General features: G+C 57.4%; 19 protein-coding genes and 1 tRNA gene. 6 read left to right on the top strand and 14 right to left on the bottom strand.

The genetic code is table 11. The features are described from left to right. Positions 1-18 precede the first annotated feature (18 nt). The 8 genes from LG376_RS09500 to LG376_RS09465 all read right to left on the bottom strand — a co-directional run bounded on the left by LG376_RS09500 (position 19) and on the right by LG376_RS09465 (position 7,914). Positions 19-1,326: an anaerobic C4-dicarboxylate transporter gene (locus tag LG376_RS09500; protein WP_225746943.1), complete on the bottom strand. Its 1,308-nt coding sequence runs from the start codon at positions 1,324-1,326 to the stop codon at positions 19-21. A 351-nt stretch (positions 1,327-1,677) separates the two neighbouring features. Continuing rightward, a complete protein-coding gene (gene aspA, locus LG376_RS09495; protein WP_225746942.1) occupies positions 1,678-3,237 on the bottom strand; it encodes an aspartate ammonia-lyase in 1,560 nt (519 codons plus the stop codon). Positions 3,238-3,346: 109 nt separating this feature from the next. Further along, the gene (gene hisG, locus LG376_RS09490; RefSeq protein ID WP_225746941.1) at positions 3,347-4,192 is read right to left on the bottom strand and encodes an ATP phosphoribosyltransferase; all 846 of its coding nucleotides are present in this window, start codon (positions 4,190-4,192) and stop codon (positions 3,347-3,349) included. A 29-nt stretch (positions 4,193-4,221) separates the two neighbouring features. After that, complete coding sequence (locus tag LG376_RS09485) at positions 4,222-4,485, bottom strand: phosphoribosyl-ATP diphosphatase (RefSeq protein WP_198493055.1); 264 nt, start codon at positions 4,483-4,485, stop codon at positions 4,222-4,224. Positions 4,486-4,537: 52 nt separating this feature from the next. Beyond that, positions 4,538-5,203, bottom strand: a complete 666-nt coding sequence (locus LG376_RS09480) for an HAD family phosphatase (protein WP_225747382.1) — start codon at positions 5,201-5,203, stop codon at positions 4,538-4,540. Positions 5,204-5,387: 184 nt separating this feature from the next. Further along, a complete protein-coding gene (locus LG376_RS09475; RefSeq protein ID WP_198493056.1) occupies positions 5,388-5,771 on the bottom strand; it encodes a hypothetical protein in 384 nt (127 codons plus the stop codon). 24 nt (positions 5,772-5,795) lie between these two features. Further along, positions 5,796-7,034 (bottom strand): cysteine--1-D-myo-inosityl 2-amino-2-deoxy-alpha-D-glucopyranoside ligase, encoded by a 1,239-nt coding sequence (gene mshC, locus LG376_RS09470; protein WP_225746940.1) that lies wholly within the window; start codon positions 7,032-7,034, stop codon positions 5,796-5,798. 25 nt (positions 7,035-7,059) lie between these two features. Beyond that, on the bottom strand, positions 7,060-7,914 hold the full coding sequence (locus tag LG376_RS09465) for an undecaprenyl-diphosphate phosphatase (protein WP_225746939.1): 855 nt from the start codon (positions 7,912-7,914) through the stop codon (positions 7,060-7,062). 66 nt (positions 7,915-7,980) lie between these two features. On the opposite strand from LG376_RS09465, the gene LG376_RS09460 reads away from it, so the two are divergent. Further along, positions 7,981-9,027 carry a hypothetical protein gene (locus LG376_RS09460; RefSeq protein ID WP_225746938.1) on the top strand — a complete coding sequence of 349 codons (1,047 nt, stop codon included), beginning with the start codon at positions 7,981-7,983 and terminating at the stop codon, positions 9,025-9,027. Between the two features lie 4 nt (positions 9,028-9,031). Then, positions 9,032-10,147, top strand: coding sequence for a quinone-dependent dihydroorotate dehydrogenase (locus LG376_RS09455; RefSeq protein WP_225746937.1), 1,116 nt, complete (start codon positions 9,032-9,034; stop codon positions 10,145-10,147). Positions 10,148-10,237: 90 nt separating this feature from the next. Here LG376_RS09455 and LG376_RS09450 read toward each other — a convergent pair whose 3' ends face one another. Further along, entirely contained in the window at positions 10,238-10,630 is a 393-nt protein-coding gene (locus LG376_RS09450) for a hypothetical protein (RefSeq protein ID WP_225746936.1), read from the bottom strand. Next, positions 10,630-11,169 (bottom strand): YbhB/YbcL family Raf kinase inhibitor-like protein, encoded by a 540-nt coding sequence (locus LG376_RS09445; protein WP_225746935.1) that lies wholly within the window; start codon positions 11,167-11,169, stop codon positions 10,630-10,632. The genes LG376_RS09450 and LG376_RS09445 overlap by 1 nt, the downstream gene beginning before the upstream one ends. Before the next feature lie 227 nt (positions 11,170-11,396). Here LG376_RS09445 and LG376_RS09440 point away from each other — a divergent pair. Continuing rightward, positions 11,397-11,482: transfer RNA gene (locus LG376_RS09440), tRNA-Leu, on the top strand. 53 nt (positions 11,483-11,535) lie between these two features. Here the strand turns inward: LG376_RS09440 and LG376_RS09435 are convergent. Next, positions 11,536-12,738 (bottom strand): IS481 family transposase, encoded by a 1,203-nt coding sequence (locus tag LG376_RS09435; RefSeq protein WP_225746188.1) that lies wholly within the window; start codon positions 12,736-12,738, stop codon positions 11,536-11,538. Between the two features lie 251 nt (positions 12,739-12,989). Between LG376_RS09435 and LG376_RS09430 the strand changes: the two genes are divergently transcribed. Then, positions 12,990-13,706 carry a TVP38/TMEM64 family protein gene (locus LG376_RS09430; RefSeq protein ID WP_225746934.1) on the top strand — a complete coding sequence of 239 codons (717 nt, stop codon included), beginning with the start codon at positions 12,990-12,992 and terminating at the stop codon, positions 13,704-13,706. Between the two features lie 54 nt (positions 13,707-13,760). Beyond that, positions 13,761-14,339, top strand: a complete 579-nt coding sequence (locus LG376_RS09425; RefSeq protein ID WP_225746933.1) for a MarR family transcriptional regulator — start codon at positions 13,761-13,763, stop codon at positions 14,337-14,339. On the opposite strand, the gene LG376_RS09420 is transcribed toward LG376_RS09425, so the two are convergent. Further along, positions 14,336-15,175 (bottom strand): DUF3097 domain-containing protein, encoded by an 840-nt coding sequence (locus tag LG376_RS09420; protein ID WP_225746932.1) that lies wholly within the window; start codon positions 15,173-15,175, stop codon positions 14,336-14,338. The genes LG376_RS09425 and LG376_RS09420 overlap by 4 nt on opposite strands. Before the next feature lie 33 nt (positions 15,176-15,208). Here LG376_RS09420 and LG376_RS09415 point away from each other — a divergent pair, with 33 nt between their 5' ends. Beyond that, positions 15,209-15,982 (top strand): hypothetical protein, encoded by a 774-nt coding sequence (locus tag LG376_RS09415; protein ID WP_225746931.1) that lies wholly within the window; start codon positions 15,209-15,211, stop codon positions 15,980-15,982. Here the strand turns inward: LG376_RS09415 and LG376_RS09410 are convergent. Beyond that, positions 15,979-17,052: a ferrochelatase gene (locus LG376_RS09410; protein ID WP_225746930.1), complete on the bottom strand. Its 1,074-nt coding sequence runs from the start codon at positions 17,050-17,052 to the stop codon at positions 15,979-15,981. The genes LG376_RS09415 and LG376_RS09410 overlap by 4 nt on opposite strands. 31 nt (positions 17,053-17,083) lie before the next feature. Further along, positions 17,084-18,550 (bottom strand): NlpC/P60 family protein, encoded by a 1,467-nt coding sequence (locus LG376_RS09405; RefSeq protein WP_225746929.1) that lies wholly within the window; start codon positions 18,548-18,550, stop codon positions 17,084-17,086. Positions 18,551-18,632 lie beyond the last annotated feature (82 nt).

The raw sequence follows: 18,632 nt of genomic DNA, 5'->3' as shown, positions 1-18,632 counted from the left end.
GGTTTTATCCTCCTTTAGTTATAGGAGGACGAAACCGAATGCATAGCCCAAGAGGACCGAGAGCACGATGCTGACCGTACCTGGGATCAGGAATGGGTGGTTGAATACGGCCTTGCCAATACGAGTCGAGCCGGTATCGTCCATTTCTACTGCCGCCAGCAACGTTGGGTAGGTTGGCAGGATAAACAGAGCAGACACCGCCGGGAAGGCAGCGATTGCGGTAATGGGGCTTACTCCCAGAGCAAGGGCTGCCGGCATAAGGGCCTTGGTCGTAGCTGCCTGCGAATACAGCAACGCTGCGGCGAAGAATAGCACCACTGCGAGCAGCCACGGCGAAGACTCAATAATGCTGCCGGCCATAGACTGAATATCGTCCATGTAGTGGTTGATGAGGCTGGTGCCCAGCCAAGCCACGCCCAGCACACAAATGCATGCGGACATACCGGACTTAAAGACCGGGGTATTCAAAACATCTCCCGCTGGGACCTTCGTCATCATGACGATGATGGTGGCTGCGGTGAGCATGACCGTCATAATGGCTTCATTGCGTGGCAGGGTCGGCTCAGCGATAAGACCTACCTGCTCCGAGGTCAGAGTGGCCCACGCCATCACGATGACGATGGCTACCAAGAACACGAGAACAGAAGCCTTGGCACCCTTCTGCGGCGAAAAGTTCGCTGCGCCGAGTGGTTCCTTGACCAAGCCTTGTGCCTTGCGCTCCAGGTAAACCGGATCATCTTCAAGCTCTTTGCCAAACTTATTGGCTACCCAGGCAGCTGGGAAGATAGACAGGAATGTTGCCGGGATAACGACCGCCAGTACCTGCAAGTAGCCCACCCCAGTCGGCTCCAGCAGGCTAGCAAGCAACACCACAGCTGCCGAAATAGGCGAAGCACAGATTGCCATCTGAGAGGCAACTACCGCGATGGACAGCGGACGTGAAGGGCGAACCTTACCCTCTTTGGCCACCTCGACAATTACAGGCAGCGTGGAAAACGCTGTGTGACCAGTGCCGGCAAGAACCGTCATTAGCCACGTAACAACTGGCGCGTAGAAGGTGATCCGCTTTGGGTTTTTGCGCAGGAATTTCTCCGCAATGTGCACCAGATAGTCCATACCGCCAGCTCGCTGCATTGCTGCGATAGCAGCGATGACGGTCATGATGATGCCAATGACATCGAAGGGGATGTCTTCCCTAGTAATGGGAACGCCGGTGAGCCCCAGTGCCAACACACCGAGTCCGCCGGCCATGCCGATGCCAATTGATCCAATTCTCGCGCCCAAAACGATAGCGGCGAGAACGATGACTATATGAACAATAACCATGGACGTACTCCATACGCTCTCTATGCAAACTACGGGCACGCATCTCTATAAGAGTGCATGCCGTCCTCAACATCTTCTATTTTGCACCCGCTGTGGTGATTTATTCATTTAAAATGCCTGTTTGTGTTGATTCCCACATAAACTAAGGATTTCGCTATAAAATGACCGGTATTTTAAGGTGCATTGTTCCTGGATAGGGCCGTAAAAGATTAATTCGAATGGTGCTCCCCCATCATGCAAAATCCCCGCAGCCTCCGCCTGCTTTTCATCCCAGTGAAGTAAAAGTGGCGGCGACTGCGGGGTGCCTTTTGCGCGGGCGCTATGCCCTGCTGCTCCTTAAGAGTTGTGGGCTTAGTCCTCGTCGATGAAGAGCTGGCCTCGGAACTCTGGGTGCATGAGGTTTTCTACGGACAGAACCTTATTCAAGGTTGCTTCATCCAGCAGCCCCTTCTCCAGGACGAGTTCCTTGACGCCCTTGCCGGTCTCCAAGGACTCCTTAGCAATCAGATCACCATTGTGGTGGCCGATGAATGGGTTCAGGTAGGTGACGATACCAATGGAGTTCTCCACGTAGGCGCGGCACACATCCGCGTTGGCGGTAATGCCAGTGACACACTTCTCACGCAGAGCATCGACGGCGTTGCCCATGATGCGAATGGACTGGAACAGTGCTTCGCCGATGACTGGCTCCATGACGTTGAGCTGCAGCTGGCCTGCCTCAGCGGCCATGGTGACGACGTGGTCATTGCCGAAGATCTTGAAGCAGGTCTGGTTTACAACCTCCGGGATAACCGGGTTGACCTTACCCGGCATGATGGAGGATCCGGCCTGACGGGCAGGCAGGTTAATCTCAGCCAGGCCAGCGCGTGGACCGGAAGACAGCAGGCGCAGGTCATTACAGATCTTGGCAAGCTTCATTGCTGCGCGCTTGATGGTGGCGTGCAGCAGCACGTAAGCGCCACAGTCAGAGGTTGCTTCGATGAGATCGCGAGCGGTCTTCATCTCCAGGCCGGTGACCTCAGACAAGGCTGCGGTGACTTGGTGACGGTAGCCAGCCGGGGTGTTCACACCGGTGCCGATTGCGGTTGCACCCAGGTTGATCTCGAGCAGGCGGCGCTGTGCATCGCGCAGCAATGCCTGCTCCTCGTTCAGGTTATTGGAAAAGCCCTTGAACTCATCACCCAAGGTCATCGGAACAGCATCCTGAAGCTGAGTACGGCCCATCTTCAGGATGTCCTGGAACTCATTGCCCTTGACCTGGAATGCGGCACGCAGACCATCCATGCGCTCAATGAGGTGATCAACTGCTGCGTGCAGACCCAAGCGGAAGCCGGTCGGGTAAGCATCGTTGGTGGACTGGGACATGTTCACATCATCATTCGGGTTGATGATGTCATAGGAGCCCTTCTCCTCACCGAGGTACTCCAGTGCGAGGTTGGCAACAACCTCGTTGGTGTTCATGTTCAGCGAGGTACCAGCACCACCCTGGAAGACGTCCAGCGGGAACTGATCCATGCAGCGACCCTCTTCTAGGATCTGGTCACAGGCCCAGATGATGGCTTCAGCCTTCTTCTTGGGCAGTACGTGCAGGCGGCGGTTTGCCATGGCGGCCGCCTTTTTGACCTGGACCATGCCGCGAATGAAGTGCGGGATGGTGTTGATGGTCACGTAAGAGATCTGGAAATTCTCCATCGCGCGTACGGTGTGCACACCGTAGTAAGCGTCAGCGGGTACCTCCAAAGAACCAAGAAGGTCGGTCTCGGTGCGAGTCTTCTTGCTGGAGTTCTTCGGTGCCTTTTGCTCGGCCACCTTCTGCTGTGCGGCGTGAGTGGAAGTGTCAGCTTCCTTCTTCTTCACGTCCTTTGCTGCAGACTTGGTGACCTTTTCTTCTTTCTTAGAGGACTTTGCCATGATGGCTCGGCTCCTTTGCCTGTCGAGACTTATATTCGAATGAGTAACCTCAACCGCTAATGTTAGCCGCGACTGAATCTATTTGGGCCGACCCAGAAAAATCCCTCCCCTAAAAGCGGGCGATACGTAAATCAGAAGCCAAAATTGCTTCCGCGCCAAGTTTGGAAAGTCGGTCCATGACTTGGTTAGCTTGCTTCTTCGGAACCATCGCTCGCACTGCCACCCAGTTCTCACGCGCCAACGGCGACACCGTAGGACCGGTCAATCCTGGAGTAATACCAGCGGCTGCGTCGAGGTTGGATTGAGCGATGTTGTAGTCGATCATTAGATAAGTGCGAGCGTGCAGAATTCCCTGAATGCGGTCGAGAACTACCTGCTCTTCCTCAGTGACCTCTACCCCTGTGCGCTTAATAATTACCGCCTCAGACTCAATGATCGGCTCCCCGAACGGCGCCAATCCTTGCTGGCGCAAAGTAGTACCAGTTGACACGACATCAGCAATAACATCGGCAACCCCGAGCCGGATGGAGATCTCTACGGCCCCGTCCAATCGAATAACATCGGCCTCAATTCCCTGTGCGGCGAGGTTTGCGCGGACAAGATTGGGGTACGACGTCGCAATCCGCCGCCCAGCCAGTTGAGAGATATCCCACTCCTCCCCTTGCGGCGCTGCGTACCGGAACGTGGAGCCACCGAAGCCTAACGGCAAAACTTCATCAAAGTTCGCTTTAGAGTCAAGCGCCAAGTCCCGGCCAGTAATGCCTAAGTCTAAGACCCCGCGGGCGACATAGATGGCGATATCTTTCGGTCGCAGGAAAAAGAACTCGACCCCGTTATCGGAATCCACTACGTTGAGCGCCTTGGAATGCCCGCGGCCCTTGTAACCGGCCTCTGCAAGGATCTCCACGGCGGCTTCTGATAACGAGCCCTTATTGGGGACAGCTATCTTGATCATGCGGTTCCTTCCATCCTGTGGGGTGTTGCCTAGAGGTACTTATAAAGGTCTTCAGGGGTAAGTCCGCGCTTAAGCATCATGACCTGAGTCCAATAAAGCAGCTGGGACATCTCTTCCGCCAGCTCATCGTTGGACTGATATTCAGCGGCGATCCATACCTCCCCGGCTTCTTCGATGATCTTCTTACCGATGAAATGCTCGCCCTTATCCAGCGCAGCAACGGTGCCAGAACCAGCTGGACGCTGGTCGGCCTTCTCGGCTAATTCCGTAAAAAGAGTCTCAAAGTTCTTCACGCCTACCTATTGTTCCACAGGTAGTTAGAGAATGTAGGGGAACTCTAAATTTCTATTGCCGCACCGAAATCTTAGCGAACCACTCATAGACATCAGTGGCCTTAGCTCCCGCGAGGTGCCGCGAATCGCGGAGGCTAGAAATTTCGGTGACCTCGGTCGGTACCTCAACCTGATCACCTTCGGGCAAACCGATAACCGCACAGCCGGCATCAACTGCGGCGCGCATACCGGTTGCGGAATCTTCGAAAACTAAGCAATCCGCGGGATCTGCTCCAATGCGGCGGGCGGCCTCGCGGTACATATCCGGCGCTGGTTTGCCGGCAGGAACCTCATCCCCGCAGATAGTATCGACGAAATAATGCCGCCCCAAAGAATCGATAGCAGCGTCAGCGACATTGCGCTCTGTATTGGTAGTGACCATCATGGGCACGCCATCGGCTTTCAGTTCCTGAAGCAGCGCAGGGATTCCCGGGAAAATCTCCAGCTGACGAGAAAAAAGGACCTTGACATAGTCAAACATTCGGGCGCGGTAACGCTCGCTGTCACCGGGTTGCAGCGTCACCCCCGCATTATTCGCGCAGATTACCAAGGTGGTATCAAAGGTTGCGCCCACAGTAGCTAGGCGTTGGGTGGGAGTAAGCCGCTTGCCCAGCAGTTCTGAAAGATAAAATGTTGCCTCCGCCCAGAGAGGCTCCGAATTGGTGAGGGTACCATCCATATCCCAGAAGATGGCGGCGGGCTTAGTCTGGCTGGAAGCGGCGGTGGGGTGCGGCACAAGAATAAAGCTAGCTTTCTCTGTCGGGAAGGAAATAGTTTCGCCGTCCGCGCTGTGGGCACACGGCGGCAAGAGCCAGCTGCGCAGTTGATGCCAGCTGGCGCTTACTAAGGCGCAAGGGTCAGATCTAAAAGTCCAGTTCCGGAATCTGCGACAGGGCTTCGTCGTCTGCTCCGGTGGCCGCGCTGGCGTTGTAGATAAGCTCAGAGAGCTCTTCCTTTTCCTCTGGCTCGAGAACGGCATCGTGCTGAGCGCGATTAAAATCTGCCAACGTACGAACGGTCTTGGACAAGACGGTGACCAACTGCGGTCCGTCAGGATCGTCCGGAAGAGCATCCAGCCCATCGAGCATCTGCTCAAGGTGGCCGCGCAGTTCTGGGAGGACGTTGGCGTCAAACGGTGCCTCCCAGAACTCCTTTTCATCTTCCTTGAGGTAATCGCCGGTGGCGAAGGACTTCAGGTCACTAATGAACTCATCTACGGTGGGTTGGAAATCAGCGCGAATGCTCATGCTGTAGATACTGCCCTATCTTGCCTAAGCCTGCACGCCGAGGAGCGAATTTAGTGCGGTGCGAACCAAATCGGCCGCGCCGTCCTCGTCCGTGCCACGGTCGGCCTCTGCCCACTCATCCACGGCAGCGAGCGCGGCCGGGGTATCAAGGTCGTTCGCGATTGCGGCACGCAGCTTGGCGACGACCTCTTCGGCCCCTGCCATGCTTCCCGGCTGCGCCAAGGCCTCCCGCCATGCGGCGAGGCGGCGCTTAGCGGCGGCGAGCACCTCGTCGGACCAGTCGCGCTCGTCGCGGTAATGACCGGAGAAGACGCCCAAGCGGATAGCGGAGGGCTCTTCACCCGCTTCTACGAGCTTGTGAACGAAGACGAGATTGCCCAAGGACTTAGACATCTTGACGCCCTCGAGCCCAATCATGCCGGTATGCACATAGAACTGTGCCATGCGGTCTACTCGTAGGGCAGCCTCTGCGTGGGCGGCGGAAAACTCGTGATGCGGGAACTTCAGGTCGCTGCCGCCACCCTGGATATCAAAGGAAGAACCCAAGCGGTTGGTAGCGATGGCGGAACATTCAATATGCCACCCCGGGCGACCAGGCCCAAAGGGCGACTCCCAGGCTGGTTCGCCCTCGCGGTGGGCGCGCCAGATGAGTGCGTCGAGCGGATTCTTCTTCCCTGGGCGGTCGGGATCGCCGCCGCGCTCAGCAAAGAACGTGCGCATCTCTTCGGCAGAGTAATTGGACTCATACCCAAAGCGCTCGGTGGCCTCGACGGAGGCATAGATATCTGGGTGCTCGGGGTCGTCTACGACGTAGGCCGCTCCGGCGTCGAGAAGCTTGTGCACCATCTCCACGATCTCATCGATGGCCTCCATGGCGCCGATATAGTCCTGCGGCGGGAATACGGAGAGCAACTCCATATCGGAACGGAAGAGATCAATTTGAGAAGTGCCGAGCTCACGCCAATCTACACCGTCGCGTTCGGCACGTTCGAATAGCGGATCATCGACGTCAGTGATGTTTTGGACGTAGTGAACCTTCTTCCCGGCATCCAGGAACGCACGGTAGATGAGGTCAAAGGTCAGGTACGTAGCGGCATGGCCCAAGTGGGTGGAGTCATAGGGCGTGATGCCACACACGTACATGGTGGCGGTATCCCCTGCGACCTCTACGGGAGCGATGGTTTGGTTCGCAGAATCGTACAAGCGCAGCTGTTCCGCATCACCCGGCACAGGGCGGAAGGAAGGTGTTGGCCAAGAATGCATAGCCACCATACTAACGCGGTGTGTCTTAGAGCGGCTGCAGGACTCCCAATGCCAGGAGGATCATGACGAGCACGCCGACCGGGATGCGGTAAGCGGCAAACCAGGAGAAGGAGTGATTGCCCACGAACTTTAGTAGCCACGCAATGGAGGCGTAGCCCAGTACAAAGGCGATGCCAGTGCCGACCAGAAGCTGCAGGCCGGAGGCTGCTTGGCCGGATTCGGGAGAAAAGGCGTCGGGAAGCGAGAAAAGCCCCGAAGCCAGCACAGCCGGAATGGCCAGCAAGAAGCTAAAGCGTGTGGCTACCTCGCGGTCCAGCCCTAGGAACAGACCGCCGGAAATGGTGCCGCCGGAGCGAGAAACACCCGGAATGAGCGCCAAGCACTGGCACAAACCCATGACAATGGCGTCTTTCATGGTTAGCTCCTCAAAGCCGCGCTCCTTCTTGCCCAGCTTTTCTGCAGCGATGAAGACAAAGGAGAAGAGGATGAGCATTGCGGCGGTAACCCACAGGTTGCGCAGGGCGCCGCGGATCGCATCCTCGAATGCGAGGCCGATAACTCCGATGGGAATGGAACCCACGATGACCATCCACCCCATGCGCCAGTCCTGGCCACGAGAGGACTTATGGGCCCAGCCGCGGAACCAGCCGGAGAGAATCTGCCAAATCATTGGGGCGAAATAGACCAGCACAGCCAGCTCCGTACCCAGCTGGATAACTGCGGTGAAGGACGCGCCGGCGTCGTTGCCCCAAAAGAGTTCGGAAACAATGCGCAGGTGACCGGAGGAGCTTACCGGAAGAAACTCGGTAAGCCCCTGCACAATGGACAAAACAATGACCTGCGCCCAAGAAACAGCGTCAGTTGCGGTATTAGAAATCACCCGCTTCACACTACAGCCGCGCTGGGCTTCGAGTTTTTACAACGCGCGCTGTTAGGATTAGTAGCCGTGAAATCTCAATCTGGCTCCGCACTTATCCTTTCCAGTTTGCTGGCGCTCAGCGCCACCGCGTTGGTCGCCTGCCAGCCCGAAGTGGGCGTGGGCGCCGATCCAGAGACCGCGGTCAAGGGCAATGCCACCCCAGCGGCCTCCCCGGCTAAGGCGGATCCGGAAGGCACTGTGGTCGACCTTAAGGGAGACATCACTGACCTTGCCGCCTTTGATGACTCGCTGGCAGTGCGCACCAAAGACGAGCTTCTCATCGGTAGCCAGAAGGATTTTGAAGAGAAGAAGGCTACCTCGCTAGACATTTCTGCGGAGTGTGGTGACCTCAGTTCTTCGGAGTCGGGTTTCGTCCTCGCCTGCCCAGATAAGGTTCTGCTGATCGATCCTGCATCCCCGGATTCTCCCCAGGAGGTCCACATGGAGGAGGACTCCCCAGTTACCGCCGCCACCCAGCTATCCAGCGGTGAGATCTTTGCCACCTCGGCCGATTCCACCACGGTAGGCATCTATAAGGACGGAAAGCGTGACGGAGATATCGAGGTGGAAGCCGGCTCGGACCAGCTATTGGCCGTGCCCAATTCCTCAGGCGATGACGGAGTGGTGCGCATCCACCGAGAGGATTCCACTATCCAAAACGTGGACTGGACGAATGATCGCGCGGGCGGCCGACTGCGCGTTGGCCAGGGGGTCGGCAGCATCGCGGTGGGCGATAACGGCGTAGTCCTCGCCTCCGATACCGAGGGCGGCCGCTTGGCCGTCTACACTTCCGATGACGTTGTCCGCCTGCATCAATACGGCAACGTAGAGGGCACCCCATGGGGCGTAGCCTGGGATAATAAGCGCAATCTGGCGTGGGTGAGCGCCACCGATACCAATAAGGCTTATGCCTTTGAGATTGCCAAAGGCGTCCCAGAGCTGCGCGGAGATCTCTCGACCGTGCCGGATGCGCAAAATATTGCCATGCTTGGCGACGGCACCTTTGTCGCCGCCTCCGCCACCGGCCACGGGCTGCAGTTCGTGGACGCCCCGCACCTGAAGAAGGAGTCTTAAGAAGATGACCAGCACTATTGACCAATTGCGCGCGCAGGCCTACCAGCTTGCATTGCGCGGCATGTTCAAGCTCAGTCCGGAGCGGATACACGAGATCATCAATACGGCCTTGAGCGGACTCCAAGCTGCCGGCCCCGTCAACCGAGCCCTAGCAAAGATCCTGCCGGTCAACGATCCAGTGCTGCGCCAAGAGGTCTTCGGTGTAGAATTCCCCCGCCCGTTGGGACTTGCCGCCGGGTTCGATAAAAACGCCGCAGCTGCTGATACGTGGACTCCCATTGGCTTTGGTTATGCAGAGTTGGGCACCGTCACCGCCCAAGCACAGCCCGGCAATCCTGCGCCGCGGCTCTTCCGTCTGAAGGCCGATAAAGCCATCTTGAACCGGATGGGCTTTAACAATGAAGGTGCAGCAGCCGCCGCAGAAAACCTGCGCAAGCGTCGCTACAGCGATGTCATTGGCATCAATATTGGCAAAACCAAAGTCACCCCTGCCGAGCATGCAGTAGAAGACTACCGCCGCTCCGCGTCGGTGTTGGGCGACTTGGCAGATTTCCTGGTGGTCAACGTTTCTTCCCCGAATACCCCGGGCCTGCGCGACCTGCAAGCAGTGGAATCGCTGCGTCCCATTCTCTCCGCCGTGCAAGAATGCACCGCGGTTCCGGTGCTGGTGAAAATTGCCCCAGATCTTTCCGATGCCGACGTTGACGCCGTGGCAGACCTAGCCCTCGAACTCGGCCTCGACGGAATAGTAGCGACAAATACCACCATTTCCCGCGAGGGACTCAAGACCCCAGCCGCCGAGGTAAAGGAGATGGGTGCCGGTGGCGTATCCGGCCCTCCGGTAGCCGAGCGCTCCCTAGAAGTACTGCGCCGCCTCAATGAGCGAGTCGGCGGCCAGCTCACCCTCATCTCCGTGGGCGGCATCTCCACGCCGGAGCAAGCATGGGAACGCATCACTTCCGGCGCTTCCCTGCTGCAAGGCTACACCGGTCTCATCTACGGCGGTCCGGACTGGATCCGCGATATTCACCGCGGCATTGCCGCTCAAATCCGTGCCCACGGTATGAGCAATATTTCCCAGGCGGTTGGCTCCGGTCTTCCTTGGAAGCCCTTAGATTAGTCCAGCCCAAGGTTGCTCAACTCAAGGTCCGCCTACTTCTCCTGCTGCACACAGTGGAAGTAGGCGGACCCTTTATCTTTGCGGTGCTGGCTAGGCCTGCGACATGGCGCTGCGCTTCAGGACCAGTGCGCACAACACCGCGAAGCCGGCGTAGAACACGACCCAAAACTGTGGTTGAGTGAATAGGATATCGCTGGGCAGAAAGCGGCTTGCTGCAATGATCACAATGGCGATGACCAATGCTGCAACCTGCGCGCGGCTTCCCGCCTGACTCTTGCTCATGGTGCTAAAGGCCCCGACGATGACCGCGGCGACAATAATCGCCGCTTTGAAATACGTCCATTCGAAATCGGCACCCCAACCATCCGTGAAGACGGAGATTAACGCAAAGAGCACCAACACGAATGCGACCACCATGAAGGCGCCGCCGACCCGCAGCGCCGCCGGCGGACAAGGCTGCGATGAAGTAGAGCTACTCGCCATTACTTCGCCTCGTACCAGCCCCACAAAATGGCGCGTCCAAGAGCGTGGAAATGCAGGTTGAACCCAAGCACGGTCGGCGAAGCATCTGGGTCGATGTCGAGCTTTTCTACGTCGACTGCATGGACGGCATAGAGGTAGCGGTGCGGGGTGTGTCCGGCAGGCGGGTTTGCACCGAAGTAGGTGCGCTCGCCCGAATCGTTGCGCAAGCTGATGACGCCGTCAATACCCAAGTCCTCGGCGGCACCGGCATTGGTAGGCAGCTCGCTTACCTCGACGGGGATATTGAACGCTGCCCAGTGCCAGAAACCAGAAGTCGTTGGCGCATCTGGGTCGAAACAAGTCACGGCCAGGGACTTAGTGCCTTCCGGCAGTCCGGACCACGCAAGCTGAGGAGATACGCTCTCTGGGGCGCGGAGCTTTTCCTGGAGCTCGTCTCCTTCCACCACATCAGTGGACGAGAGAACGAAGGACGGGACATCGCGCAGCGGTGCGTAAGGATCTGGACCAGGAAAGCGGGAATCATCTGCGTAAGAAGTCATAGACCCATTTGTACCCCACCTCACAAGCCGATGTCGATGTGGTGTAACCTCCGCAGCCTGCATAAGTTTTGCCGCACATGTGGAAAGCCCCCAACCAGACTTACAACCATGTATTTCCACACGCCGCTAACGGTAGCTTTTTCACGCCACACGCAGGCGATTTGTAAAGCAAGCCTCGAGCAGGATACAGTATCGGAGTGCCCAGCCGAGAGGCTGATAAACACCCTGCCCGGGTGGCGGAATGGCAGACGCGCTAGCTTGAGGTGCTAGTGTCCTATTAACGGACGTGGGGGTTCAAGTCCCCCCTCGGGCACAATGTGAAGTCTCGAGACATCGTTCCGGTCGGTGTCTCGAGATTTTTCGTTTTTAGTTGCCCCGTTGGGGGCTGAGTTCGTTGTCTTTCTTGTTGTAGTAGATCTTTTCTTCGGTGAGTGTGTAGGCAGCGATTTGTGCCCCGGTGGCAGTTGTTTTGATATCGACGTGGTTGTCGATGCAGATCATGGTGATTGGTTCGCCGCCCCATCTGCGTCCGATGTAGAGGCGGCGTAGTTTGCCACCCCATCGCAGGGTTGTCTTGCCGTTGGTGCCTACTTTGTCGGTGCGTAGGCGGTAGTCGTGGTCTGGTTTGATGTCTGCTGGGAGAGCTTTGGGCAGTGCTGTGTAGGCTTCTGCGGGGGTGGTTCTGTTTAGGGCTCTATGGGGACGTTTGTGGTTGTAGTATTCGATAATTTCTTTTAGCTGCGCGTTGAGTTCATCGAGGCTTTGAGCTGGTGTTTTGTTTGCTAGGGCAAGTTTGAGGGTGTAGTGGAAGCGTTCAACTTTTCCTTGTGTCTGGGGGTGGTAGGGTTTGCCGTTTTTCTGCTTGATTCCTAGGTCTATGAGCAGTTGCTCGAATCCGTTTCGGGCGGGGTTTGTCCGGTCTGTGCTGGTTGTGAATGCTCGGCCGTTGTCGGTGAGGGTGGACTGGGGGTAGCCGTGTGTCTGGCCTGCATTAATGAAGCTTTCCATGACGTTTGCCACGGTAGCGTTGTTGTAGGCGCAGCAGGAGATGATGAACCGGGAATGGTCGTCCAAGATGGTGAGGATAGCTACTCGCTTGTGGCCTGCGATGGTCCAGTCACTGTAGTCCATTTGCCATGTTTCGTTGGGCTGATCTGCTTGAAATCGTATCCATGAGCTGCGGGGACGCTTTTGTGGTTGGGCGATGACGTGGCCATTATTTGCTAGCACTCGGTGGATTGTAGATGGTGCTGGTGGTGGGTCGATTCCCTCTTGTTGTAGGTGCCATCGAATGGTGTGGGCACCGGCATCGGTACCGCGTTTTGTTAGGTCTTGGCGCAGTTGAAGGATGCGGTCGACAGTGCTGGGGTTGAGTGCTCGGGGGTTAGTGCGGGGGCGTTTAGAGCGTGGTTCTAGTGCCTTGATTCCGCCTTCTCGGTAGCGGGCTTGAAGTGTTCGGATCCATCGTGTGCTGACGCCGAAATGGTCAGAGGCTTCGGCTTGAGTCATGCCGGTAGCAAGCATGGTTTCGATGATGATTTTTGGGCTTGGTTTTGATTTCTGCTCCATTTTTAAAGCATGGAGGATCGATGTCTCGAGACATCGCTTTTTACCGTTTCTGGGCAGTTTTAGCTTCAGGCACTTCTACCGGAACGATGTGGTGAGACATTGGTGCTGGTTAGACCGGAACGATCTTATGAGACATGCGGAACGATGTCTCCGAACCAGACACCCCCTCGGGCACAACGGACCGGCGGTTACCACTAAGGTAACCGCCGGATTTTCTATTCAGTACTCCTACAAGGACTACGATCTCCCCCATGACCACACTTTTGAGTTGGGCGCGCAGCTTCGGCCATTTCCTCAAATCGCTCGCTCGGTCCGCTTGGCGGTCAATTTCCCAGTGGTCGATGCGTCGTTGGGTAGCCGTCCTCGCCGCCATCGTCACCGGCGTCACCCTCCTTTACTTCTTCGATCTGCCGGACGTGTCCCAGCTTCGCGACGCCTCTACCCGCTATGGCGCGTGGTTCCCTCTCCTTTTCACCCTAGGTTATGTCATATTTACGCAGCTTCCATTCCCCCGGACGTTTTGGACGGTAGCCGCAGGAATACTTTTTGGCCCATGGAAGGGCCTCACCCTCTCCTTATGCGCCTTGACGGCGTCTGCGGCCCTGTCGCTCCTCATCGTCCGCACGCTCCTCGGAGACTGGATCCGGCCGCACCTAACTCACCCCGCAGTGTTTAAAATCAATGCCCACTTGGAGCGGCGCGGCTGGCTGGCCATCGCTTCGCTGCGAATGGTGGCCGGCGTCCCCTTCAGTCTCCTGAATTATGTTGCCGCACTAACGCCCGTGAAGCTTAGCCATTTCACCGTGGCCACCCTCCTCGGTTCCATCCCGACTACTGCCCTCGGCGTCTTCTTCGGCGATGCCCTCACAGGCCACACCTCGCCCAGCATCGTTGTCGCCATGGTAGCTTTTGCCGCCATCGGTATGGGCGGGCTGTATATGGATTCACGTCTACCCACTCGCCCATAAGTCAAGTACGGGCGGTAGACTATTTCGCAATTGGTTCCTTAAGGAGGATTTTCTGTGCTTGCTGTCCACGCTCGCTACCGGGGCCGCTCCGTGCGTCGCGCAGAGTTGGTCCAACGCTCTGCAACGGCTCTATCCACCCTCAATGGTGTGGGCGAGTTCCACGTGCTCGGCGTGGAAGATATTTGCGCCGTAGTTGATTCAGCAACAGCAGTGTGCGACGTGGTCATGGCCTTGCTTGCCGACGGCGATTGGGCCATCGGCATCGGCATTAGCCCCGGCAACCAGGAAGATGAGGAAGGCGCGCGCCAGGTAGCAACCGCTGCATTGCGGAAGTCCGCCCGCATGGGCCAAGTCTACGCCAAACTCAATAAGCGCGGCCGCGCCTCGGAGGCGAGCGACATCGCGGCCACCTTTGCCCTGCTTGGCTACGTTTTGCACAAGCGCACCATCGAAGGGCGCGAAGCAACCTCGCTTGTCCGCGCAGGACTCAACCAGAATGAGGCCGCCGAACAGCTAGGAATTTCCAAGCAAGCCATGTCGCAACGCCTCCAGGCGGCCGGCTGGAGCGCGGAGATGGCGGGGTGGCAGTTGGCCGTCAACCTAATTGAACGCGCCAACCTTGCCCACCCCTAGAGCAAGTCGGACTTGCTCAACTCAGGTGTAGTAACGAAGTCCACGAGGCGCTCCACAGCGCCGATCAGGCTGGAGTCTAGGTCGCGGAAGGAATGTACGGCGTTATAGACATGACGCCACCCATCCTCCGGGTCGCTCCACCCTACGCGGCGGCAAATACCGGTCTTCCAATCCTCGCCGTAGGGTACATCTGGCCATTCACGCAGGCCAACGCGCTGCGGCTTTACCGCCGCCCAGATATCGATGAAGGGGTGCCCAGTTACCAGGACATGCTCTCCCACGGTTTCCGTTAATCGGGTTTCCTTAGAGCCTTGAACCAAGTGATCCGCCAATACGCCGACCCTGCGGCCCGGCCCTGGCTGAAACTCTGCGAGGCGCGCCTCCAAGTTGTCCAAACCCTCGAGGTATTCGACTACCACGCCTTCCACACGCAGGTCGTGACCCCACACTTTTTCCACAATGGCGGCATCATGCACGCCTTCCACCCAAATGCGCGATGGCGCGGCAACCTTGGCCTCCACGTTCTCTACGCGGCGGGAGCCGGAGTTGGACTTACGGGGAGCCTGCTTTTCGACGTACCGGGTAAGCGTTACTGGCTTGCCTTCCACTAGGAACCCGCCTTTAACCAGGTTAAAGACCCGTTCTACGCCATGGCGATCCTCAAGGCGTACCACCTCACCGAAAACGGTTTTATCCACGCCCATAACAGCACCCACAAAGTCATCGCCGCGCACTTCCACTACCATTCCGGGCTCGGCTGGCACTTCTGGGTACTGGCGCGGCTTCGACCGCGAGTGGCCAGCAAAAATATCTCCGCCATAAGGATCAAAACTCATGGCCCGTTAGTCTATCTACTAGACTGGCTCGCCATGGATATGCGCGCCGAAGTATGGTCACCTTTACAAAACACCGCCGTCTGGCTTGGCTCGTGGCTGTGGGGACATGAAACCACCGATGACTTGCTGGACGCGCTTACGGAACTAGGCGGACGTCCAGAATACTTGGACGAATCCCCCTTCGTCGATGTGTTAGCCATGCTGCGCGCGGAGACCTCCGAGCTTACCGCTCATCGCGGTGTACGTGCAGAACCTATCGTGCGCCTCGCACTGTCCGGGCCAGGCGAGCCGCCTGCATTGCCGGCGGGATCGGACTCCTATCGCGCGGCTACACAAAGTTCTACCGGAGCAATCATAGTTCGCACCAATGATCCCCTGCGTAACTTAGTCCTCATCCCCCACATTCGCCACAGCCATACGGCGTGGCAAGTGGTCGTCGAAAAGCAGCAGCTCCCCGCGCCCGCCTGGCTAAGCCCCGGTGAAGCCGACGCACTCCTTTCTCAAGCAACCAATGAGTCCGCCGAGCTCATCGCGGCAACCGGGTATAGCACCGAGGCCTTGCCCAACCCACGCCTCACCGTGGGAACTCTGAACGACTTCTATGACACCCCCGGACTCCCCCGTTCAACGCCAGCCCGGTCAGCCAAGCTCTTTGCCCGGGCTGACCGGGTAGCCGCGATCATCGAAACCGTCACTGACCGCATCAATGACCACAGCCTTGATCCACAATTACTTCGCTTGTGGCGTCACATCCGCCAGGCCCGCATGACGGGCGTGTCTTATGCGCTTGGAGAATTTTCCCGTTAACGGGACCAAATATCGCAGCACCCCGCTGCACACGGCTCACCATTGACTGTGCACCCTTGCACCGTGACACTCCCGCTGGTCTCCCACTCGCGGCTCTGCTCTAGTTCATCGATAAGATCAACAACCATCTCCGCAAAACGTGGAGTCGGACCCGCTGTACGGGTGCGCAGGACCTTGACACCCATCTCTTCGGCTGCCTTCTGCAGCTCGGAATCAAGATCCCAGACAACCTCCATATGATCGGAGATGAAGCCAATCGGGCATACCACGACCGTGTCGACGTCTTCGTTGTTATGGATGTTTGTGGTGTGATCAACAATGTCAGGCTCGAGCCACGGAGTGCGTGGATTACCCGAACGTGACTGCCATACAAGGTCATAATCAGAAATACCGGCCCGTGCGGCCACCAACCGCGACGCCTCAACCACCTGGCGGGAGTAAAGGTTTTTGTCGCCTTCCACGCCGCCCGCGTTATCGTGTGCAACGGGAACCGAATGGGCGGTAAATAGCAAGCGAGTGGATTCCTTCTTTTCTTCCGGAATCTCTCCCCAGACCTCCGTGACAGCGGCTGACATTTCGGCCACAAACTTCGGATGATCGAAGAATTGGCGAATCTTAGTAAATTCAATGTCCGGCAAACCCTGCTCCGCCAGATGCTCACGCATCTGCTGAATGTCCTCATCATATTGCCGGCATGCGGAGTACCCACCCCATGCAGAGGTAGCGAAGACAGCTACCTTGCGCACCCCGTCCTGAGACATCTTCTCCGCAGTCTCACTGGCAAAGGGATACCAATTTCGATTGCCAAAGTAGACCGGTAGATTATGTCCGCGTTTTTTCAGCTCTCCTTCGAGATGATCGATGATTTCGCGGTTAAGTGCATTGAGCGGACTTACCCCTCCGAAGTGGTAATAATGCTCGCCCACCACTTCTAGCCGCTCGCGAGGGATACCTCGACCTCGGGTAACGTTCTCCAAAAAAGGAACGACCTCCTCGTTTCCTTCCGGGCCACCGAAAGAAAGAACGAGGAGGGCGTCGAAGTTTTGGGCATTCTGTTGTGCGTCAGTCATGCCCTAAACCATACCAACCAAAAGTTGGAGATTAGAGAAGGCGCACGACATCGGGAGTAGCGCCACCCCAGCGAACCGGAACTACTGAAACAGTCTGACCCGACTGTGGCGCTTCAATCATTTGGCCATCGCCTAGGTAGATAGCTACGTGCTGGCTTCCACCAGGTCCGTAGAAGATAAGGTCACCGCGCTGTGCGTTCTCGCGGGGAACCTTCTTACCCTGCTGGTACTGCGCACCAGTGTAGTGAGGAAGGTCCAGGCCGGCTGCCGCGTAGGCGTACTTTACTAGCCCCGAGCAATCGAAGCCAGCCTGTCCATAGTCCCCGAAGGAATCAGCCACCCCACCATCGCGAAGCCCACCAGTAGGACCGTTATTATCGCCGCCACCCCACACATAAGGGACGCCGACCTGAGACTCAGCGCGAGAAATGACGGCCTCAATCTGAGCGTCTCGGCCCGCGTCTGCACCGGTGGTGCTTTCCTCTACTTCAGCCACCTCATCCACCTCGGGAGCGTCAACACTGGCGGCAGGTGCAGTATTCGGGCTGTCCAAACCTAGTAGGTCAGACGAGCCCTGCATGAGGGTGCGCACATCGTCCTCATCAACGGCTGCAGCGATATCATTCGCAAGTGCGAGCGCATCGTTCACAGAGGACCCAGTGCCGAAATCGACGTTCTGGAACGTAGGCGTTGCACCCTTATTGAGGGCGTTTCCAAAGTCCGCTTCTGGAGTAGTCTTCGCCTGCTCAGCAACGGATGGATCCTCCGGATTATCGGCAACGTCCGCACTGCCCGGAACCTCGGACGATCCCTGATCCACTACCTCATCCGTAAAGTCTTGCGGCTTGACCTTTCTTGTCAAGTCATGAGGGCTGACCGAGAAAGCATTTGTTGACACCTCCGAATCAAGATTATCGCCTTGATTTGGCGCAACTGGAAGAGAATCCTGCTGCGAGAGCTGCACCCCGCTTGCCACCTCCCCTTGGGGCGCAGCCTGCTGCTGGCGGGCAAAAGTGGCTTCCGCAAATCTTTGGGTAGCGTTTAGTCGCGCTTCATTTTGGGCCAGCTCTCGGCGCTCCTGCGCAACACGATTCTCGGCTTCTCGCTTTTCCTCACCCGCCTGGCGCAGCTCATCTTCCAAGCTGGCAACATAGTCTTCATTAGTGCCCGGCTCGCCGTTCACTTGTTCCAATTGGGTTCGAATCTGAGCAATACGGTCTTCCGCTGCGGAAACATCTGCTTCCGCGCGACCTAGCTCTGCCCGGGATTCCTCTACAGCGCCCTGCAGTGAATCTGCGTTGGCAACCGCACGGTCAATTGCACGGTCAATTGCTACGTGGTCTGAGTTTTGGTCCTGGACCGAACCTGGGGTTGGCGCTGATACTTCATCGGCGCCCGCTGGGGCTACGGTGGAAAGCGTTGAAATAGCTGCGGTACCTGCTACTGCAGCAATGAAAGCGCGAACATGTCGAATGCGCGGAAGGCGAATGGTGGCCACTGAAATACTCCTAGTTTGGGCCCACGCTGCTCCTTTAGTGAGGGTCCATGAAGACCTCCGGACATAGGTATGCCCGGGCTCC

Origin of the sequence: Corynebacterium sp. Marseille-P4611 (assembly GCF_916618765.1) — a bacterium.
Lineage (GTDB): Bacteria > Actinomycetota > Actinomycetes > Mycobacteriales > Mycobacteriaceae > Corynebacterium > Corynebacterium marquesiae.
The sequence above is the reverse complement of the archived record's forward strand: the minus strand, read 5'-3'. Positions and strand labels throughout refer to the sequence as shown.